This is a genomic window from Vibrio sp. 1751, from assembly GCF_033339895.1.
Lineage (GTDB): Bacteria > Pseudomonadota > Gammaproteobacteria > Enterobacterales > Vibrionaceae > Vibrio > Vibrio alginolyticus.
Map to the genome: position 1 here is coordinate 15,765 of NZ_JAWOVM010000039.1, position 20,726 is coordinate 36,490.

Below are 20,726 nucleotides of genomic sequence, written 5' to 3' on the forward strand. Positions count from 1 at the left end.
ATCGCAAGGTGTGGCAGTGACCCTGACTGAAACTGCAAACGGTGATGGTAGCTTCACTTACCAAGCGACGGCAGGTACTGAATCGGTCTTCACGCTAACAGTAAATACGGATGGCTCATACAAATTCACGCTTCAAGGTCCAATCGACCATGCGACAGACAGTGATGAACTGACACTGAACTTCCCAATCATCGCGACGGATTTTGATGGTGATACCACCACAGAAACGATCCCAGTCACCATCGTGGATGATAAACCGACCATTGCCGATGTTGATGCGATTACCGTTGATGAAGATGACTTAGGTACGATTGGCTCAGATCAGACTGACCCGATTTCAATCGATGGCAACTTCACTACTACACAAGGCTCTGATCGAGTGGTGAGCTATCAGCTCGATGCTTCTTCAACACCAGTTGATGGCCTTACATCACAAGGCGTGGCCGTCACGCTGACTGAAACCGCAAACGCTGATGGCAGCTTTACTTACGAGGCGACGGCGGGGAGTGAAGCGGTCTTTACGCTGACAGTGAATACTGATGGCTCTTATAACTTCACGCTTGAAGGGCCAATTGATCATGCTGTTGATAGCGACGAGTTGACGCTCAACTTCCCAATCATCGCGACCGACTTTGATGGCGACACCACAAATGCCACGATCCCTGTGACGATTGTGGACGATAAGCCAGTGATTACCGACGTCGACGCAATTACCGTTGATGAAGATGATCTAGCTTCAATTGGCTCAGACCAAAGCAATCCAATTTCTATTGATGGTAACTTCACCACCACACAAGGTTCAGACCGAGTGGTGAGCTACCAACTCGATGACACATCAACACCAGTTGACGGTTTAACATCGCAAGGTGTAGCGGTAACGCTGACTGAAACGGCAAACGGTGACGGCAGTTTCACTTATGAAGCGACAGCTGGTGGCAACCCTGTATTTACTTTGATAGTGAATACTGATGGCTCTTATAACTTCACGCTAGAAGGGCCAATTGATCACGCTGTTGATAGTGATGAGCTGACACTGAACTTCCCAATTATCGCAACCGACTTTGATGGCGACACCGTTACTGAAACCATTCCAGTCACGATTGTTGATGATGAACCTACCATCACAGCGGTGGATGCGTTGAGTGTTGATGAAGACGATCTTAGTGGTGTGGGTTCCGACCCTGGCGGCGATCTGTTCGTTGAAGGCGCGTTTACGACCACTCAAGGCTCTGACCGAGTGGTGAGCTATCAACTAGATTCAACCGCTGATCCTGTTGCGGGTCTGACATCTCAAGGTGAGGCGATTACCTTGGTGGAAACCGCGAATGGTGACGGCAGCTTTACCTATGTGGCGACCGCAGACGGCAATCCTGTCTTCACGTTGAATGTCGCAACAGATGGTACGTACGACTTTACGCTGCAAGGCCCGATTGACCATGCCGCTAACAGCGACAGCCTGACGATTGATTTCCCAATTATTGCCATCGATTTTGATGGTGATACGACTTCGGCAACCATTCCAGTCACGATTACGGATGATGCACCAATCATCGATAATGTTGTGCCTCTGACTGTAGACGAAGATGATTTATCAGGTATTGGCTCAGACCAAACTGACGCTGTGTTTGTGGAAGGCGCGTTCACGACCACTCAAGGCTCAGACCGTGTGGTGAGCTACCAACTTGATTCAACTTCGGATCCTGTCGCAGGTTTAACTTCTCAAGGTGAGCCTGTTACTTTGGTAGAGACTGCGAATGCTGATGGCAGCTTTACTTACGTGGCTACCGCGGATGGCAATCCTGTCTTCACCATGAATGTGAATGCTGACGGTACATACAACTTCCGTCTGGAAGGGCCGGTCGATCACGCGTTAAACAGCGATGAATTAGTACTGAACTTCCCAATCATTGCTACAGACTTTGATGGCGATACGACGATTGCGACCATTCCAGTCACGATTACTGATGACGTTCCAACCATCGATAACGTTGTTCCACTCACGGTGGACGAAGATGACCTTGCCTCAATTGGCTCAGACCAGAACGATGATGCGTTTATGTCGGGCTCTTTCACCACAACTGAAGGCTCGGACAGCGTTGTTAAATACCAGCTTGATGCAACCGCAGATCCAGTAGCAGGGTTGACCTCTCATGGGGAGCCTGTCGTGCTTGCTGAAACTGCTAACGGCGACGGCAGTTTTACTTACACAGCCACAGCAGATGGCAATGCCGTATTTGAATTAGTGGTGAAGCCAGATGGCAGCTACACCTTTACTCTGCAAGGCCCACTAGACCATGCGGTGAATAGCGACAGTCTGCAAATCGACTTCCCGATTATCGCAACAGATTTTGATGGCGATACCTCGACAGAAACACTGCCTGTCACCATCGTTGACGATAAACCAACCATCACCGACGTAGACGCGATCCGTGTGGATGAAGATGACTTAGCAACAATTAGCTCTGACGGCGCAGATCCAATTTCAATCGACGGCAACTTCACTACAACGCAAGGCTCTGATGGGGTAGTAAGCTACCAATTAGATACTGCTGCAACGCCAGTTGATGGTCTAACATCGCAAGGTGTGGCAGTGACGCTGACTGAAACCGCAAACGGCGACGGTAGCTACACTTATGAAGCGACAGCAGGAACTGAAGCCGTATTTACGCTGACCGTTAATACGGATGGTTCATACAACTTCACGCTGCAAGGTCCTATCGACCATGCGACAGATAGTGATGAGCTGACACTGAACTTCCCAATCATCGCGACGGATTTTGATGGTGATACCACCACAGAAACGATCCCAGTCACCATCGTGGATGATAAGCCGACCATTACCGATGTCGATGCAATTACCGTCGATGAAGATGACTTAAGCACGATTGGCTCAGATCAGACTGACCCGATTTCAATCGATGGCAACTTCACCACCACACAAGGCTCTGACCGAGTAGTGAGTTATCAGCTCGATGCTTCTGCGACACCAGTGGCTGGCCTTACATCACAAGGCGTGGCAGTCACATTGGCTGAAACCGCAAATGGCGACGGTAGCTTTACTTACGAAGCGACGGCGGGTACTGAAGCGGTCTTTACGCTGACGGTGAATACTGATGGTAGCTATAACTTCACGCTAGAAGGTCCAATCGACCACGCGGTAGATAGTGACGAGCTGACACTGAACTTCCCAATCATCGCAACCGACTTTGATGGCGACACGTCTGCTGAGACAATTCCTGTCAAGATCGTTGATGACAAACCGACACTTGGTGGCATCGAAGCAACAAGTGTGCAAACGGTTGATGAGGATGATATCCCAACAGTCGGATCTGATGGTACGCAGTCGAACAGCATTGCAGGTAACTTCATCGCGACTGATGGTTCTGATGGTATTGTCGAGTACGGTGTTTCTGACCTAACGACGCCAGTACAAGGCCTGACCTCTGGTGGTCAATCTCTGGTTATGGTTGAAGTATCAAACGCAGGTGGCGTTTCAGTTTACGAAGCTCGTATTGATGGCACAACGACACCAGTATTCCGTGTGACTCTCGATGCTTCTGATGATAGCTACATGTTCGATTTGCTTGCTCCTCTCGATCATCCAAATGCTGATGGCCAAAATGAACTGGTCATCAATTTACCGATAAACGCGACTGACTTTGATGGAGACGTGTCGAACAACATCACCTTACCAATTACGGTTGTGGATGATGTTCCGACCATTGATGGTTTACTAGCAGGCAGCGAACAAACCGTTGATGAAGATGACCTACCAGCAGGCACGGATGCTGCAAGTGCAGAAGATACTGTTATTTCAGGTACTTTTGATATCACCGAAGGTGCTGACCAAGTTGCTTCTATTCAGCTGAGTGACCTGACCACGCCTGTTGCGTCACTGACTTCAGATGGTGAAGCTATCACCTTAGTTCTGTCTTCTAGCGCAAACGGCGTGAACGTATACCAAGGTGTCGCTGGCAATCTTGCTGAAGTTGTGTTCGAACTGACGTTGGATGCAACGAACAACACCTACGAGTTCGATTTACAGAAGCCGCTTGATCATCCCGATGGTAATCAGCAAAACGAGATTGTTATTAACCTCCCTGTGACGGCGACAGATAATGATGGTGATACTTCACCAGCCTTCACATTGCCAATTACCGTTGTGGACGATGTTCCAGTTGTTACCAATATTGAAAGTCTACGTGTCGACGAAGATGACTTACCTCTTGGTTCTGATGGAACGAAAGAGCCATTAACGGTATCAGGTGAGTTCGAAGTCACTAGCGCAGATGGTATTGATGCTTTCGAATTGGATCTAAGCTCAAATTCTATCCCGAATCTGAAATCGGGTGGAGAAGAGGTAACACTTTCTCAAGACGTTGGCGCTTCAACTGCTGACGCGCTTGTTTACGTGGGACAAACACCGGGTGGAGTGACGGTCTTCACGTTGACACTTCATCAAGATGGTAAATACGACTTTGAGTTATCTGGTCAGTTAGATCACGCGGTTAACTCTGATGAGATTTTGTTGAATCTACCTGTGAAGATCACGGATGGCGACAACGATACCATCACTGCGACCTTGCCAGTTACGATCGTAGATGACAAACCAACCATTGATGCTATTAGCTCTGGTAGTACCTTGTCTGTGGATGAGGATGATATTCCAAGCCAAGGTTCGGACGACACGCCAGAATCCAATATCATTGGTGGCAACTTTGACGTTACTGATGGTGCCGACTCTATCGTTAGCTTCCAGTTGGATAGTTTAACATCGCCTGTTTCTGGCCTTACCTCAGGTGGTCAACCGCTTGAGTTGGTTGAGTTTTCAAATTCAAACGGTGTGATTGAGTACCGAGCTTATATACAAGGTACGACGGACACCGTCTTTAAACTGACGCTAAATGGTTCAGCAGACAGTTATGAATTTGAACTGTTGGGTGCACTTGATCATCCTGCGGGTAACGATGAAAACTCGTTGGTCATTAACTTCCCAGTCAACGCGACTGATTTTGATGGCGATGTGTCCAATAACATCACCTTGCCGATCACCGTGGTGGACGATGTCCCAGCTATTGTGAAAGTGACAGACTCTAGCCAACAAACCGTTGATGAAGATGATCTTTCCGGTGGCTCTGACACGACAAGTAGTGATTCAACGGTATTGAACGGCGGATTTGAGGTCGTTGCTGGTGCAGACAAGATTGTCAGCTACCAAGTTTCAGACCTCGATGCAGTCGTGTCTGGTTTAACGTCGAACGGCAGCAGCATCGAGTTGAATCTAGTAAGCACGAATGGTGGAGTAACCAGTTACGAAGCGGTTATTACTGGCACATCAACTAAGATCTTCACGCTGTCTCTTGATGCGAATAATGACAGCTACCAATTTGAGCTGTTGGGACCAATCGACCATGACGCTGTTCAAGGTGAAAACAACCTTGTCATTGATATTCCAATTACAGTAACAGACTTTGATGGTGACACGTCATCATCACTGAATCTTCCAATTACCGTAGTTGATGACATTCCCGAAATTAAATCAGCAGATGCTTTGGCTGTTGATGAGGATGACCTTGCCAACGGCTCTCAGGCAACCAACAAAGACAGCCTAGAAGCAACGGGCAATTTCGATACGGTGGAAGGGGCAGATACCGTTGTCTCTTATCAGCTGGATCTTACTTCTAACCCGATACCAGGAGTAACTTCAGGTGGTTTTGCGGTGACGTTAGTTCAAACCGCGGTAAGCAACAACAACTTTACTTATCAAGGTCAAACACCTGATGGTAACTCAGTGTTCACACTAGTTTTGAACGCTGACGGCTCTTACAAGTTTACGCTTGAGGGTGCGCTAGATCACTCAACTCAAGGCGAAGATACACTCATACTTGATCTCCCAGTCTTTGCGACCGATGTCGATGGTGATACGGCAGGTATTAACTTACCAGTGACGATTACCGATGATGTTCCAACCTTGCACGATGCATCTATTTCGCGTGTTGAGGGGCAAGGCAGCCGCACGGTTCGTTTATTCCGAGACCCTGTAGAGGGGGATGATGACCTTGGTGCTGACGGCGCACAAGTGACTTCATTCTCGGCTGATGATTCAGGCATTTACTTTAAGCAAAATGGTGTTGATTCTGATTCTGTCGATTTGAACGGCAGCGACCAAGTCGTATTTGTTCACAAGGTTCTTGACGGAGTGGATACTGAAATCGGTCGTTTGGTTGTTCGAACCGATGGCAGTGTGTCATTCCGTCCGAATGACGACCTTGACCATACCGAAACCGACTCGATTGATTTCACCATCAACGTTGTTGCAACCGATGGTGATGGCGATATCGCAGATGCCGATGTGGATATCTCGATAAGAGACCGCAATGCGCAAATTGACACGTCTACCGTTACTGCGTTCGAAGACCAAGGGCGTGATGGTGTCGTTGTGGGCGTTGACTCTGCAAATACTCAGGACAACTTGTCGACGCTGGATGTTAGCCCTGCGAAAGTCGACTTGGTTATCAATTTACACGATATCGACCGTAACGAGAGCTTAGGTGACATCACTATTCGAGATGCTGATACTCACAACGGTACGTTCTACTACAGAGACGGCAGTGGCAACTACATTGAATTAACATCTGTGGGCAATACGGTTGTTCTCGACGCATCAAATGTTGAGCAGTCATTCAATGGTGAGCTTGTCTCGTTAGATAACTTGTACTTCGTACCAGATCGTCATACATCAACCGATGCTTCTGGTATCGATCCTCGTATCCGCGTGGAAATTCTTAACAATGGTACGCCAGATCATACGATTAATGGTCGTTTAGACATTGAAGTTGCTGCCGTCGCAGATATTGCAACGTGGACGGCAAGCAGCGAATTTAACTATTCGGTTGATGAAGATGGAAACAATGTCGCACTTAACATCACGGCTGAAACCCAAGACACTAGTAACCCTGAAGGCATTGTGTACGAGCTTGTCTTTACACAAGGAGAAGGTAACGCAGAGTTAGTCTATTCAGATGGTAGTGCGATACCAAAATCCGGTGGTGTTTATCTGGTGGATGCAAGCCGAATTGATGAAGTTCAAGTTGATCCGATAGATAACTTCTCGGGCGAAATCAGAATTGATGTCACCGCTATTACGACGGAAAACAACAATCCACTGCTTGGGAAAGATACCGCTCGCTCAGAAACCGAAACCATCATTATTGATGTAAACCCAGTTGCGGATAAAGGTAGTTTTACTGTAAACCGAATTAATGTGTTTGAGGATAATGCTCGAACTCAAAATACGGTAGACCCTGTCACTGATCACGACCCACTCCAATTAAGTGAAGTGATCACCATGAAACCATCAGCGGACTTAGATGGTTCTGAAGCGTTATTTGTGCGCATTTCTAACTTCTCAATTGATGGGGTTACTTTGGTGTGGCTGGACTCAGCAAACCCAAGTCAGATAGTAGAAGTGACCGATTCAGGCGGCAATGTACTTTATTACGAAGTGCCAGAGTCTGAATTAGCGAACGTCGAAGTTCTTCCTCCGTTGCACAGCAATGATGACTTTACTTTCAATGTCGAAGGCATTGTGAAAGACACAGCATCATTGTCTACCGGTACGACAGAAGATGTGTTGTCACTGGGCAGTAAGACCGTCATCGTTGGTGTAAAAGGTGTTGCTGACATACCAGACACGGTATTAATTGACGCGGGGAACGTTTGGAACCGATTCGTAGACGGAGATGTGGCAGGAATAGAGACGACTATTGAAGAGAATGGTGTTGTAAACCTCAACTTCTCGGTTGTATCTGGTGAAGTTGCCGATAGACCACAGGATGATTCAGAAGCCATTACTGTTATCCTGTCCAACATCCCCGACGGTGTTCGTGTCGTAGATTCAGACGGTTCAAGCGTTGACCTCACCTTTGTTGGCTATGATGGTAACGGTCAACCGATTTACGAAGCAAACATCACTGGGCTGAATTTTAATTCCGGTATTCAAATTATTCCAGAAGCCTCTTCAACCGAAAACATTGCGATTACAGGGACGATCATTGTTACCGAGAATGATGGTCATAGTCGTGTGATTGAAAGAGAGGTAAGGATCAAGGTCGAACCCGTTATTGATGCTCAAGATAACTACGTTGTTCGATCGGAGGGAGATGAAGATACGCGCTTTGACATCGATTGGAAACCGACGCTCGTACAAAGCCCTGATACCGATGAATTCTTTAGTGATGTAACCATCTCTGGATTTCCTCCAGGCAGCACGGTCTATGTAGATGGTGTGGCACAAGCGCTTGTTTCTGGAACACTAACGCTTTCACCGCAAGCCGGTGAATCAGAGCAAGATTTTTCCGCTAAAATCTCTCAAAGTGGCTATGTTCAAGTCCAGTTGGAGCAGGATTCAAGTACTGACTTTGACTTGACCACGACCGTCACTGTGAAAGAGATTGACCATGAATATGTTGACGCTTCGAATCCCGGTGAAGGTATCGCTGAGAAAACCATCAATGGTACGGTGAATGTCCAAGTTAATCCAATCGTTGAGCCAGAGGATAATACGGGGGCAATAGATGACCAAACCCGTCTGCTTGTCACTGAAAGTGGTGGTGGTGCTACCGATATCGTGAAGTCAGATGATCAAGGTAACATTGACTTTACGATCAACACTTCTATGGGGGGCGAATCTGGCGCTCATATCATTAAATACCAAGAGTTTGATGCGTCTTCAGATGAAGTGGTGACTCAACTTGTTGTTCAATTTCACAATGTGGACCCTGAGATCCTCAACCAATTGGTTATCGTCGGTGCACTAAATGAAGGTGGAGGTCGTTGGACAGTAACTAATGAAGACAACTTCTCAATTAAAGCGCCGTCTGGACTTGATTTAACACCAAACGATGACAGTGACGATGGCGATAACGGTGGTCTCTCTCAAATTGGCTTAACCATTTACGCAGAAGTGAATGATTTGGGCGAAGATTTGGGCAACGAAAAAGATGCGACGGTCGTGCGTCAAACGGATGTGACACTAGAGTTTCCAACCGTCCTCACACCGAAAATGAGTGTAGCGGCAGAGATTCAGGTGGCTGATGATGTCCAAATTCAAGCGTTGGAAGACAATTCTATTAACCTTGGTGCTCAGTTGACGTCGAAAGTCGATGCGATTAATGCAGATGGTGTGGAAGATGTCTTAACTATTATCGTCGACCCGACAGCTCCTGGCATTCCTCCTGGTTTGGTGATCACGGGGACGGATGTTGATTTTGTCAATGGTAAATACGTGTTCCAAGCCCATATCGATGCGAGTGGAAATATTACTGGCCTTGATGGCTTGACGATGCACTTGGCAGAAGATTACGCAGGTGATTTCGAATTACCAATTCGGTTTGTCACTAAAGACACTGAGTCCGGTGATGAAAAAGAAAATAATGTCCAGTTTCCAGTTCAGGTTTTACCGGTTGCAGACGTTCCGAGTTCAGCCGGGGATCAGCCGTTGGATAGCGATGTCACACCGAATGTAAAAGTAGATATCGTTGGTACTTTCGGCTTGGATGCAAACAAACAACCTGTAACTGATCTAAATAACGACGTTCCCACGGCGGATGGTGTTGGTTACGAAGATGGCTTAATCCAACTTAACTTGAGTGTTGATTTTGCCGATCAATTTAACAACACTCAAGGTGGTCGAGAAACACTAACGAACATCAAGTTAGAGCTTGATGACACAACATTAGGTGAGTTTGTTGATGCCAATGGTAACAGCTTAGGAACCAGTATTGAGTTTAATGAAGCTGAGATTTTAGCTGGTGCGCTTGACAATGTTCTGTTTAAGCCAAAAGAAAATTACCCCGTAGGTGGTGGCCAAAATACCGTCAAGATTAATATCGAGGGAGAAATTACTGATGAAGCTGTGTTTGATCAGTCTATCTTGAATAACTCTGGCGATAATATAGATGTGAGAACCTTCACTGACGATGTCACATTTGAAGTTACGCCAGTCGTTGATGACATTACCATTACAGGTGCCGAACCGACGCAGCCAATCACGGTGATTGGTGACGAAGATACTTTAATTTCGCTGAATCAATCGGGCTCTGGTGTTTCGATCAGCCTGAACGATAATGACGGTTCTGAGAGTTTCGTTTCACTCAAGTTAACGGGGCTTCCTGATGACTTTATCGTTAAATCCAATTCCTCTGATTATGTTGTTAAGAACAACGGTGGGGGCGAATGGAGTATTCAACTAAAAGATCTCACTCAGACGTCCATTGACCTGAGTGACATCCAAATTAAACCGCCAAAACACTTTAGTGGCGAGGCTGAGATAGGTATTACGGTCTTCATTCAAGAGGAGTTGCTACAAGTTCCAACGGAACGAAACAACAACTTTACGCTTATTGTCAATCCTATTGGTGATGATGTTGATGTGAATCCCGATACTTCGGCTGCAGGTAATGAGGGCGAAGACATTGTTATTAATGTAAATGCGTTAGTGGTTGATAACAAAGAGTCCATCGGAGATGGTGCAAACTACCAGGAAAATGATCCAGAGACGCTGAGAGTTGAGGTCTCCAATGTCCCTGATGGGGCGAGTGTTTCATTACCTGATGGGACAGTGTTTACTGACCAAGGCGGCGGCATTTTTGTCTTAGAAATCAATGCTCAAGACTTGGATCAAGTGGTGTTTAATTCTGGGGATCGCAACGATAACTCATGGGATGGTTCGCTGCATTTCAAAGTGCAAGCCGTTGATACTGGGCTCGATGGCAGTCAAAGCTTGGGCTCCGCAGAGGAGTTTGATGTCACTGTTGATGTTGAAGCAGTGAACGATCGTCCAGAGTTCGTCAATACCGTGGATGTGGAAACACCAGAAGATACGCCAATGCTGCTTGATGGTTTCAGCATTACCGATATTGATGCCGTACTCGATGATCCGAATGCTGAATATGTACTCAATGTGAACGTCGACAGCGGTATCTTGGAGCTTAATCCAACGCTCATCGCTACTTACAACCTAACCGTGAGCGGTGATGGTACGGACTCCGTTGAACTGAAAGGTACAGTGGCCGATCTAAACAATGCCATTGCAGACGGTCTGATTGAGTTTAATCCAGACCTGAACTTCTTTGGTGACGTTCAGGTGGACGTGACAGTCGATGACCAAGGTAATGAAGGTATCGTAATTGGTGGGGTAGATGACACCCTAAATACCAACAGCAGCAGCTTCAATATTGAAGTGACAGCGGTGAATGATACCCCAGAAACTACGCCAGTGACGCTACCGGATATTGAAGAAGATAGTGGTGTGTTCTCCATCTCTGAAGCGGATCTTATTGCGAATGCGACAGACGTAGAGAACGATAACCTCACGGTCAGCAATGTTCAGTTAACGGATCCGAATTCGGGTAGCATTACTTTCAACAGTGGTACGGGAGAGTGGGAATTTACCCCAGCACCAGATTACAACGGTCCAGTTGAAATCACGTACACCATTACAGATGATGGCACGACAAGTGGTGCATCCGATCCTAAATCGGTTAACGGCAGCGCATCGTTCAACGTAACGGAAGTCAATGATGCTCCAACGACGTCTGAAGTGGTACTTTCTGATATCGCAGAAGACAGTACGGCGGTTGAAATTACCCAAGCTGATTTGTTAGCGAATGCTTCTGACATTGAAAACGACACCTTGATGGTGAGTAATGTCCAGTTGGTTGACCCAAGCAGCGGCACATTGGATTTCGACAACGTAACAGGTACATGGTCATTTACTCCTGCGCCTGGCTACAACGGCAAGGTCGATCTGACCTACGACATTACCGACAACGGTACAACGAACGGTGTTTCTGATCCTCAAACGGTGTCAGGAACGGCGACCTTCGAAGTCACTGAGGTGAACGATGCACCGGTAACATCAGAGGTAACGTTGAGTAGTACGGAAGAAGATGGTGGTTCGGTAACTATTACGGCTACTGAGTTGCTGAGCAACGCAAGTGATCCTGAGTCAGATAACTTGACCGTCGATAATGTTGCGTTAGTGGACCCAACTTCCGGCACGTTGACTCAAGTGAGTGCGACAGAGTGGACGTTTGAACCCGCAGCAGATTTCTTTGGTGACGTTAATTTCACTTATGAAATCACAGATGACGGAACCACTAACGGCGCTCCAGACCCAATTACAATCGCGGGCACAGCAGTGTTGAATGTTGAAGCTACCAATGACGCACCTGAAATCACTGCAGCGTCGGTAACGGATACGATCAATGAAGCTGATGGCCAGAAAGTAACGGGTATTAGTGTGAGTGACGTCGACTTTGCGGGCGCACAAGCAAATGAAAGCATGACCGTGACTCTTACAGTTACCGAGGGCGACCTTCGTGTCGAGCCGCCAGCAGGTAGTGGTGTGACTGTTGGGGCGGGGATGGCTGGTGAAATAACCCTAATGGGCACACCAGATAATATTAACTCCGTTCTTGGAGCAACAGACGCTTCTGAGGGTGTATTTGTGGATGCAGGAGATGTCAACGCAGCTTCAATCACTTTATCGGTGAAAGTCGAAGACAACGGCGTGTACTTCGAAAATGCATCGGGTACCGCATTGGAGGCGAATCAAGACTTCACTATCAATGTGACACCTGTAGCTGATGCACCTACATTGAGTATCAATCCTCAGTTTAATTACATTCGTCAAATTGCGGCTAGCCAAACCGCGAGCAGTCAAGGTTTAGCGATTGTCGGAATCATGGCGGCGCTTACTGATGTTGACGAGGTGCTGTCTTTGGAGCTAACGGGCGTACCAGCTAGTGCTGAGGTAACAAGTGGCGTTTCTCCATCAGGCATTAGCTTCGATGGTACCACTTGGACAGTACCAAGCGATGAAATTGATACGCTAGAAATTGTCGCAACAGATACTAACAGTGGTATTGATGTCGGTTCTTACGATATTTCGCTTACGGCGATATCAACGGAATCTAATGGCGATGAAGCGCAGTCTTCACCTGTCCAAATTAGTTTGGATGTGAGTAGTGATAGCGACGATATTGACCAGTCAACCGCAGTGGACGACAGCTATTTAGTCGGCGGAGACACAGGTACCAACTTGATTGGTGGAGACGGTGACGACGTTATTCTGGGTGGTGATGGTGATGACGTGCTTATCGGTGGCTTAGGCTCAGATATCTTAACGGGTGGAGACGGCAGCGATATCTTCAAGTGGACGGTAGATTCCGTTGATGAAGGGGCAGTGGATACCATTACTGACTTCACTGTTAACGAAGACAGTATCGATTTACGTGAAGTTATCTCTGATCTCAATAACTCAATGATCGACATGGATGATCTGCTTGGTCACATTTCGGCAGACTACGATGCATCGACGGAAAGTGTTTCTCTGAACATTACGACGGATGCAAATGTTCAACAGACTATTGTCGTGGAAAACTTAGGTACTTCAATCGACTTCAACGGTCTCAGCTCCAACGAGATTGTAGAGTCATTGCTGAACAACGGTGTTATTGATAACGGATAAACCTGTATACAACATAAGAATGGGCGGCTCTGATAAGCCGCCCATTTTTTTCGGGAAAGCTTGATTTTAAACAGGAGATATTTGAATCGAAATAGAAAGCAAGAACGAAGCAAAGGGGTTATCTTGTTACAACGTTATAGTGATAGTTGGAAATTAAAATAGCGATAATTTGACGTTAAATCGCCTAAACGTGGATGTCTAGCAAGCTGCCAATGATTTCATTGTTTTTCTCTATGACAGACGCGCCAACTCGGTTATAACCAGCGGCTTGAGCTAGGTTGATGAGAAATTCAACTTTTTGAGAGGGAAGGCTAGGTGTTGAGGCTGTTATTGCGACATCCGCAACCGCAGCTAAATCGATGTTGTGATCAGAAAGCTCTTCTTTTACCTTACTTACATTATTGCTAATGCCATGTGCAGCTTTCTCGGCCATTTGTTGTGACATCTGAACGATGTGGTATCCAGATTGAATTCCCGATACAGGCATATCACTACTCCCAACATTATGATAGTGAGAGCATAGGTGGAGTTTATAAAACGTTCAAGTGTTTTATATCAATGACTTGATTAGGCAAACAGTTTGGCAAGCATTTCTCTTTCTTCACCAGATAGAACCGGTTTTTGCGCTTTATTTAGTTTCACGCTGATCTCACCTTGTAATGACTTTAACTGACTTGCCGTTAAATCACTGAGCTTTTGTTTAAGTTCATTAAATTGTTGTGCGTTCATCTCAATACCTTCGTCGTGATTCGGTTTATCCGTCGTTGCCCGAAATTCTTCATCCTTTGGATACAACATATTTATTCAACCAAAATAGATTAGAATTTGATCGATTGCTTTTTGTCCGAATATTGTCAAGGTGTGTTAAGTGATACGTCAGATTTTTCCTAAGAAGGTACATAATTACCCACTTTGGGGTAGGTGGAAACGTAAAAATAAAAAGGGAAGCGATATAGCGCTTCCCTCTTACATATGGTTTGAATGTTACTAACTTACTCTGACGGCAAACTTGCTAGCAAGTGAATGAAGCTCTGGGAGCATGCGATAGATAAGATGGAGTTGTTGCAATACCATGCGGGCAGAGCTGTCGTCTTCATCGCGCCATTCATTTAAGCGTTGCTCGAGTCCAGCATCATCAATATTAGATAGGTCACACTCCTCACAATGCTGGTGAAGCTGTTTATGAAGTACATCCAGATGTTGATGAATACAACGGTGAGCATCTAAAACGAGTTTATGAATTGACTCATCTTCGATGCGAGTTCTGTGCGCGCCTAATGCAGAAATATAGTTCAACATTGCGTGATTTAACGTTAGGAAGCGAAAACTTTCATCAACAGCTGCGCGATATTTGCCAGGCTCCGCCAGCATCGTACTAATCGCAGAAGAGAGTGAGGCATCATTATTGTGGGCCTGGCGGCGAGCGATACGGTAACTCAAATTGTCTTTCTTGCCGATTCTATACTGACCAATGATCTGATCGAGATACTGCTTGTTTGCCTCTATCGCATCCGACATAACTTTGTGAAGCCTTCTCGACTGCCAGTCGGGCAAAATAACTAATACAGCTCCTACTGCAAGTACACACCCGATGAGGGTATCTGCTAGTCGAGGAAGGACAACTGCGTAACCTTCACCTAGTTGATTAAATAAGAAGAGGACGAGCAGTGTAATAAAACCAGTCGCGTACCCATAGTTGTTCATCCGGAAGGCGAAAAACATCACACCAGAGATAACGATAAATACTAACTGGCTTTCTTGAGAAGGGAAAAAAGTCAGCAATGGTACACCAATCAACAAACCAGCTAATGTACCTATTACTCGCGCCGTCAATTTTTGGCGAGTGGCACTGTAGTTTGGTTGGCATACGAATAAAGTGGTTAAGAGTATCCAGTAACCTCGGTCGATATTGAATATTTGAATGATTCCATAGCCAATCGTTAAGGCAATTGACATACGTAATGCATGCCGAAACAGCATCGAATCTTTGTGTAAATTTGCTGATATACGCTGCCACATCGCTTTTAGCGTGTGTGGGTTGGTATCGGCGAGGGTATCTTCTTCTAGGCCTTCGACATCTGGGTTGTTAATGTTATTAAGTTGTTTTTCTACCGTCGCTAAGTTGTTGAATAAATATGTTAACTGCATCAGCAGACGTTTCCAGTGCCCTTGCTTTTGTTCTTCTAGATAAGCAAGAGAGTTCTGTACTTCAGCTAATGCCAGAATAGATTGATCGGTATGGGAGTATTCATTTCCTAGCTGAATGGCTAGTGCAATATCACGACACGCTTGGGCTTGAGACTCCAAAAGATATTTAAAACGAAACAGCACATCAGAACGTTCAAATTCGGTCGCTAAATCCTGATAGCGATAATGGCTAGAACTGACGCGTTCGTGAATGTCTTGAGCGATGAAATAAATATTTAAAAATCGGTCACTAGGCCCATCAATGTGACCCCGTTTCGATCGGTTAAGTAATGTGGTTTTACAAGCGTTTAGTGCCGTAACCGTGGCAGCATTGCATTTTGCAGCTTCAATCCGTAGCGGTTGTGGCGTCAAGTTGGTCACAGGGTGAAAAAGCTTGGCTTTCGCATCAAGATAATTCGCCATTTGGAAGAACACATTGGCTAAGCTTTGTTGCACCGGTTGAAGAGGCCAAAATATCTGCCAAATCATGGACATGAAGTAATACCAGGCGGCACCAGTTAAAAGCAGTAGTGGCTGAAACCAAATGTTGGTGCTTTCATGTGCGCCAAGCATAGTATAAATAGCGATCAGCAACGAACCAAAAGCAATACTCGCGTACTTAGGACCTATCGCCCCAAGAATGATGAAGCCGAAGGTTGAGATAAATAATCCCAACGCAAAAGCCCAAGGGGTATCGAACAAGATTTCAATTGAAAAAGCAGCAAGCGCAAAACAGAGAAAGGTGAGAATCAGAGCCTTGATGCGTCCAGTGAAACTGTCATCACTTTCAGCCAAAGCAGCAGCAATAACGCCTAATATTAATGGCGTTATCAGCGTGTTTTGCTCGAAGTACCAAGTTGGGATAACCACACCCAGTAAGGTAATGAGGATAAGAACGCTGTAATTTATCGTCTTGTTTGCCCAATATAGCCGAAATTTAGAAGTTGCTTGCACAGTGCGCCTTATGTTTCCGATGAAGAACAGGGGGAATACTACCAGACCCACTATAGCGCGTTTATGATTTACTTTAAGAAAAATTCGTGGTTGCTGATAAAATCAGCAGGGATGTCATTGACTTATATTAAAGCTGCCAGGTCATGTATTGAGGATTGTAAAGCCAGCTTCAAATAACCTCAGCTTTAGGTTATTAAATCGACAGTAATGTGAATTTTATTAAAGAATAGAAGAAGAAGCTTACTTAGGAGCTCGCCGTTGCTACAATTTAGCGCCTTAAAATGATATAAATCGACAACTTCTAAACTAAAAGGCGCACGTTTCATGCAGCTTACTGCCACTAGCAAAGCACAGTTTTTTATTCAAAATGAGTACCATCACATCGAAATAAAAGAGAACAGTGTTTTATTAAGCTCGATAGGCAGTGAAGAACATATTCCTTTTACGATCTGGAATGGCAAAGTTAGCGTAAAGCGTGGGTTATTATGGAGCTCTTTACAGTTTTTTGCTCATGAACACGAAGGCAAACAACAAAGCTGGCTAGTCCAAGGTTTACCGTGGCCACAATGCCGAAAGTTCGCGCTTGAGGCCGTTCATCAATATCAAGAGTGGCACAACACTCAGTGCCGAAAACTGGCTGAGTATCTACCTAAGTGGGAAGAAGAGCTTTACAAACTAAAGCACTTGCCTGCTTACTTATCGCATTCTCAAGTGGTCTCCTGGGTTGAAAGTCTTAACCAAGAGTTAAGCGAGATGAAAACCACCCTAGAAGAAGCCAAAATGCGAATGCCGAATCGTATGTCGCAAATAGAGCCTTGGCTCATTGATACCTCTGAGGCGCTTGGTGAACGTAATCGCGATTGGCTAGAAGCAGAACGTCCAAATTGGGAAGTGCTGTTTAATCAAATTGAATCCTCTCCTTTGAATTTATCCCAGCAATATGCGGTATTACTCAACGACGACCACAACTTAGTTCTTGCTGGTGCCGGCTCGGGCAAAACCAGCGTTTTAACCGCACGAGTTGCCTATTTGTTGCAAAGCCATCAGGCTCAAGCAGAAGATCTTCTCATGTTAGCGTTCGGTCGTGATGCGGCGACTGAAATGAAAGAACGCTTAGTAGATAAAGTGGGCATGGCGGCAGACGGTGTGCGCGTCAACACATTCCATCAGTTGGGCTTGTATATTCTTAAACAAGTCGAACAGCAACCTGTCGAAATTAGCCCTTTAGCGTTGGACGAAAATCAACGAACGGCATGGTGTGTAGACTGGTTGAAAAAACATTGGATGACACCCACCAACTTTAAACGTTGGCAAAAACATTTAGACAAATGGCCGATTGCGTACCTAAAAGGGGATGATGAGTTAGGAAGCCATTCAGAAAATCCAAAACTGATCGCTTGGCTAGATTCGCAGCTGTCTCATTTAGCGGCGGTAGGGTTGACCAAAAAGCAAGTACAAGAAAAGCTCGTAAACCACCAAGACTATACGCGTTTAAATAGTGAACTCGCCTTATGCTGGCCATGTTTTACAGCGTGGCAGAAAATGCTTAAAGAAAGCAACCAAGTGGATTTCCCAACCATGATCAGTCGTGCGACAGATTATGTGAATAAAGGGAAGTTTGTCTCGCCATGGCGCTTTATTATGGTCGATGAGTATCAAGATATCTCTCCAGATCGTCTGGCATTGATTGAAGCACTGTGTGAATCCACTCAGAAACAAGCAGGTGCCACGTTATTTGCTGTTGGCGACGATTGGCAAGCGATCTATCAGTTTGCAGGAGCGGATGTCGATCTTATCACTGGCTTTAAAGAACGCTTTGCTCACTCTACCGTTCATCACTTAGATACAACTTATCGTTTCAACAATCAGATTGGTGATGTAGCGAATACATTCGTGCAGCAAAACCCATCGCAGTTGCCGAAAACACTAAACAGCCACAAACAACGCAAGCAGAAGAGCGTACATACCGCGCCGAGCAATCAAGTGGAAAAGATCTTGGATCACTTGAATCAACAAGCCAAGCAAACCAAGTCAGTTTTATTGCTAGGACGTAACCATTATCATAAGCCCGATTTGTTCGACGATTGGTTGCGACGTTTCCCTAATCTCGATATTCGCTTTATGACTTGCCATGCGAGTAAAGGACGCGAAGCTGACTTTGTGATTATTCTTTCTGTGGATGAGGGGCAATTCCCCGCTAAGAAGAAGCAAATTCACATTGATGGTGCGTTGACGGAGTCCAAAGACAAATTCCCTTACGCAGAAGAGCGCAGGCTATTTTACGTGGCGATTACACGTGCGAAAGAGAAGGTTTGGATCACGCATACTGGCGCGGGATCTGCATTCGTTCAAGAGCTCGTTAATGGTGACTATCCCATCGTGACTTCCCGTTAAATGCAACGTTTAGAATGTTAAAAACAGCAAGGGCGATACTTGGTATCGCCCTTGCTTTATTCGGTTGGCATCAAAGCTTACATGCGCTCAGCAAGATAGGCTTCGTAATCCGGTACTTCGATGTCTACTTCTTGCTCAAGAAGAGGGGAGTTAAACAGGAACTTAGCGGTGGCTCGGTTCGTTGCTACAGGAATATTCCAAACACTAGCAATACGAAGAAGCGCTTTAACATCTGGGTCGTGAGGTACGGCATTCAGTGGATCCCAAAAGAAAACGAGAACGTCGATTTTGCCTTCTGAAATGAGAGCGCCTAGTTGTTGATCACCGCCCATCGGACCACTGATCATGCTCTTGATCGCAAGTCCAGTTTCTTTACTCAGCATGTGTCCTGTCGTGCCAGTTGCGTAAAGGAAGTGACTCTGTAGCTTTTCTTTGTTTTCTTTTACCCAGCGAAGTAGCTCAGGTTTGCAGTTGTCGTGAGCGACCAAAGCCACATGTTTATGGGTTGGCATGGTACGAATGGTTTTTTGCATCAAGATGTTTCCGTTTGTATGATTTTAAAATTGTTGTGACTCAATAGAACACGTTTTTGGTCTTTCAATCAACAGCCTTAACACGGAATGTCGGCCTATATTCTGACGGAGATAACGATTCTTCGATCGTGTCGTCATGAAGCGTCTTCGGAGTCAGTGGTTTGATGGTTGGTGAGGCATGTTTGTCATACGTTTTACCTCTTAAGTAATGCGTTGCTTGCATCACGGAAAGCCGACCTTGCTGCACCATTTTATCTGTTGGTGCGAAGAGCACTTTGTTACGTAACAGGCCTCGATATACACCATGACTTAAGTACACAGAAACTAAACCGATCTCCTCAGCTTTGCCGGCACTGCGCAGCTCACTGATGGCCGCTTCAATCGCCACTGCACTGCCAACAATGTAATCTATATTTCCCATATCGATCACACGTTGAACTAGGTTACGTTGTAACTCCTTGTCGTTGTCTGCCCAAAATGAGTCAACAATGTTGATATCACTTCCTTGTATCGCTTCATAAAATCCGGCAGTAACGGGTTTCGTACCACCACGAGTTCGCGGCCCCAAAAGTAAGGCAATGTTGGTTTTTCCTGACCCCTTTGGATGGCGAGCTGCCAAATATTGACCCGCTTCGTATCCCATCCAATGCCAGTCAACACCGACAGTCCCTTTTAGCAACTCACTTTGTTCTTCATCCAAGTCGAGTTGGTTCACAGTAGCAAAAACGGGAGTATTCCCCACCCAATTTTTAAGTGAATGCTCGTAAGCGTGTGGGTCCACGGTCCCAAGGATAACCGCATCTGCTCCCCATTGGTTACACAGTGCGAGTTGTTGTTCTTGACGGGTTTTGTTTGGGTAGCCGCCCGCTTCAAGGACTCGTAGCTCGACACCTTCTCTTTTCGCTTCGGACACCATTCCATAGTTTACTGACAACCAGTATGAATCCTTTAGGTGAGGGTATATTGCACATATTTTCTCTGCGGCAACCGCTGGCAAAGAAGCAACGAGGGTTAAAGTGGCTGCAGAATGTTTGAAAAATGTGCGAAATGCGTGTTGATTTTTAACCATGAAATGAAGTTCGTTGGCATAGATTAAGTAAACACTGCAAAATATAACGTAATAT

General features: G+C 45.8%; 7 protein-coding genes. 2 read left to right on the top strand and 5 right to left on the bottom strand.

Features of this window, described 5'->3' with window-relative positions:
* Positions 1–16 precede the first annotated feature (16 nt).
* Positions 17–13,534, top strand: coding sequence for a DUF5801 repeats-in-toxin domain-containing protein (locus R7041_RS13580; RefSeq protein WP_411978879.1), 13,518 nt, complete (start codon positions 17–19; stop codon positions 13,532–13,534).
* A 184-nt stretch (positions 13,535–13,718) separates the two neighbouring features.
* On the opposite strand, the gene R7041_RS13585 is transcribed toward R7041_RS13580, so the two are convergent.
* The 3 genes from R7041_RS13585 to yccS form a co-directional block, all read right to left on the bottom strand.
* The gene (locus R7041_RS13585; protein ID WP_062731017.1) at positions 13,719–14,021 is read right to left on the bottom strand and encodes a hypothetical protein; all 303 of its coding nucleotides are present in this window, start codon (positions 14,019–14,021) and stop codon (positions 13,719–13,721) included.
* Positions 14,022–14,101: 80 nt separating this feature from the next.
* A complete protein-coding gene (locus tag R7041_RS13590; RefSeq protein WP_005376575.1) occupies positions 14,102–14,332 on the bottom strand; it encodes a hypothetical protein in 231 nt (76 codons plus the stop codon).
* A 189-nt stretch (positions 14,333–14,521) separates the two neighbouring features.
* Positions 14,522–16,675: a YccS family putative transporter gene (gene yccS / locus R7041_RS13595; protein ID WP_005376573.1), complete on the bottom strand. Its 2,154-nt coding sequence runs from the start codon at positions 16,673–16,675 to the stop codon at positions 14,522–14,524.
* 324 nt (positions 16,676–16,999) lie between these two features.
* On the opposite strand from yccS, the gene helD reads away from it, so the two are divergent.
* Positions 17,000–19,069 carry a DNA helicase IV gene (gene helD / locus R7041_RS13600; RefSeq protein WP_064369294.1) on the top strand — a complete coding sequence of 690 codons (2,070 nt, stop codon included), beginning with the start codon at positions 17,000–17,002 and terminating at the stop codon, positions 19,067–19,069.
* 77 nt (positions 19,070–19,146) lie between these two features.
* On the opposite strand, the gene R7041_RS13605 is transcribed toward helD, so the two are convergent.
* Entirely contained in the window at positions 19,147–19,602 is a 456-nt protein-coding gene (locus R7041_RS13605) for a methylglyoxal synthase (RefSeq protein WP_005376571.1), read from the bottom strand.
* 64 nt (positions 19,603–19,666) lie between these two features.
* Positions 19,667–20,716, bottom strand: coding sequence for a TMAO reductase system periplasmic protein TorT (gene torT, locus R7041_RS13610; RefSeq protein WP_081048925.1), 1,050 nt, complete (start codon positions 20,714–20,716; stop codon positions 19,667–19,669).
* Positions 20,717–20,726 lie beyond the last annotated feature (10 nt).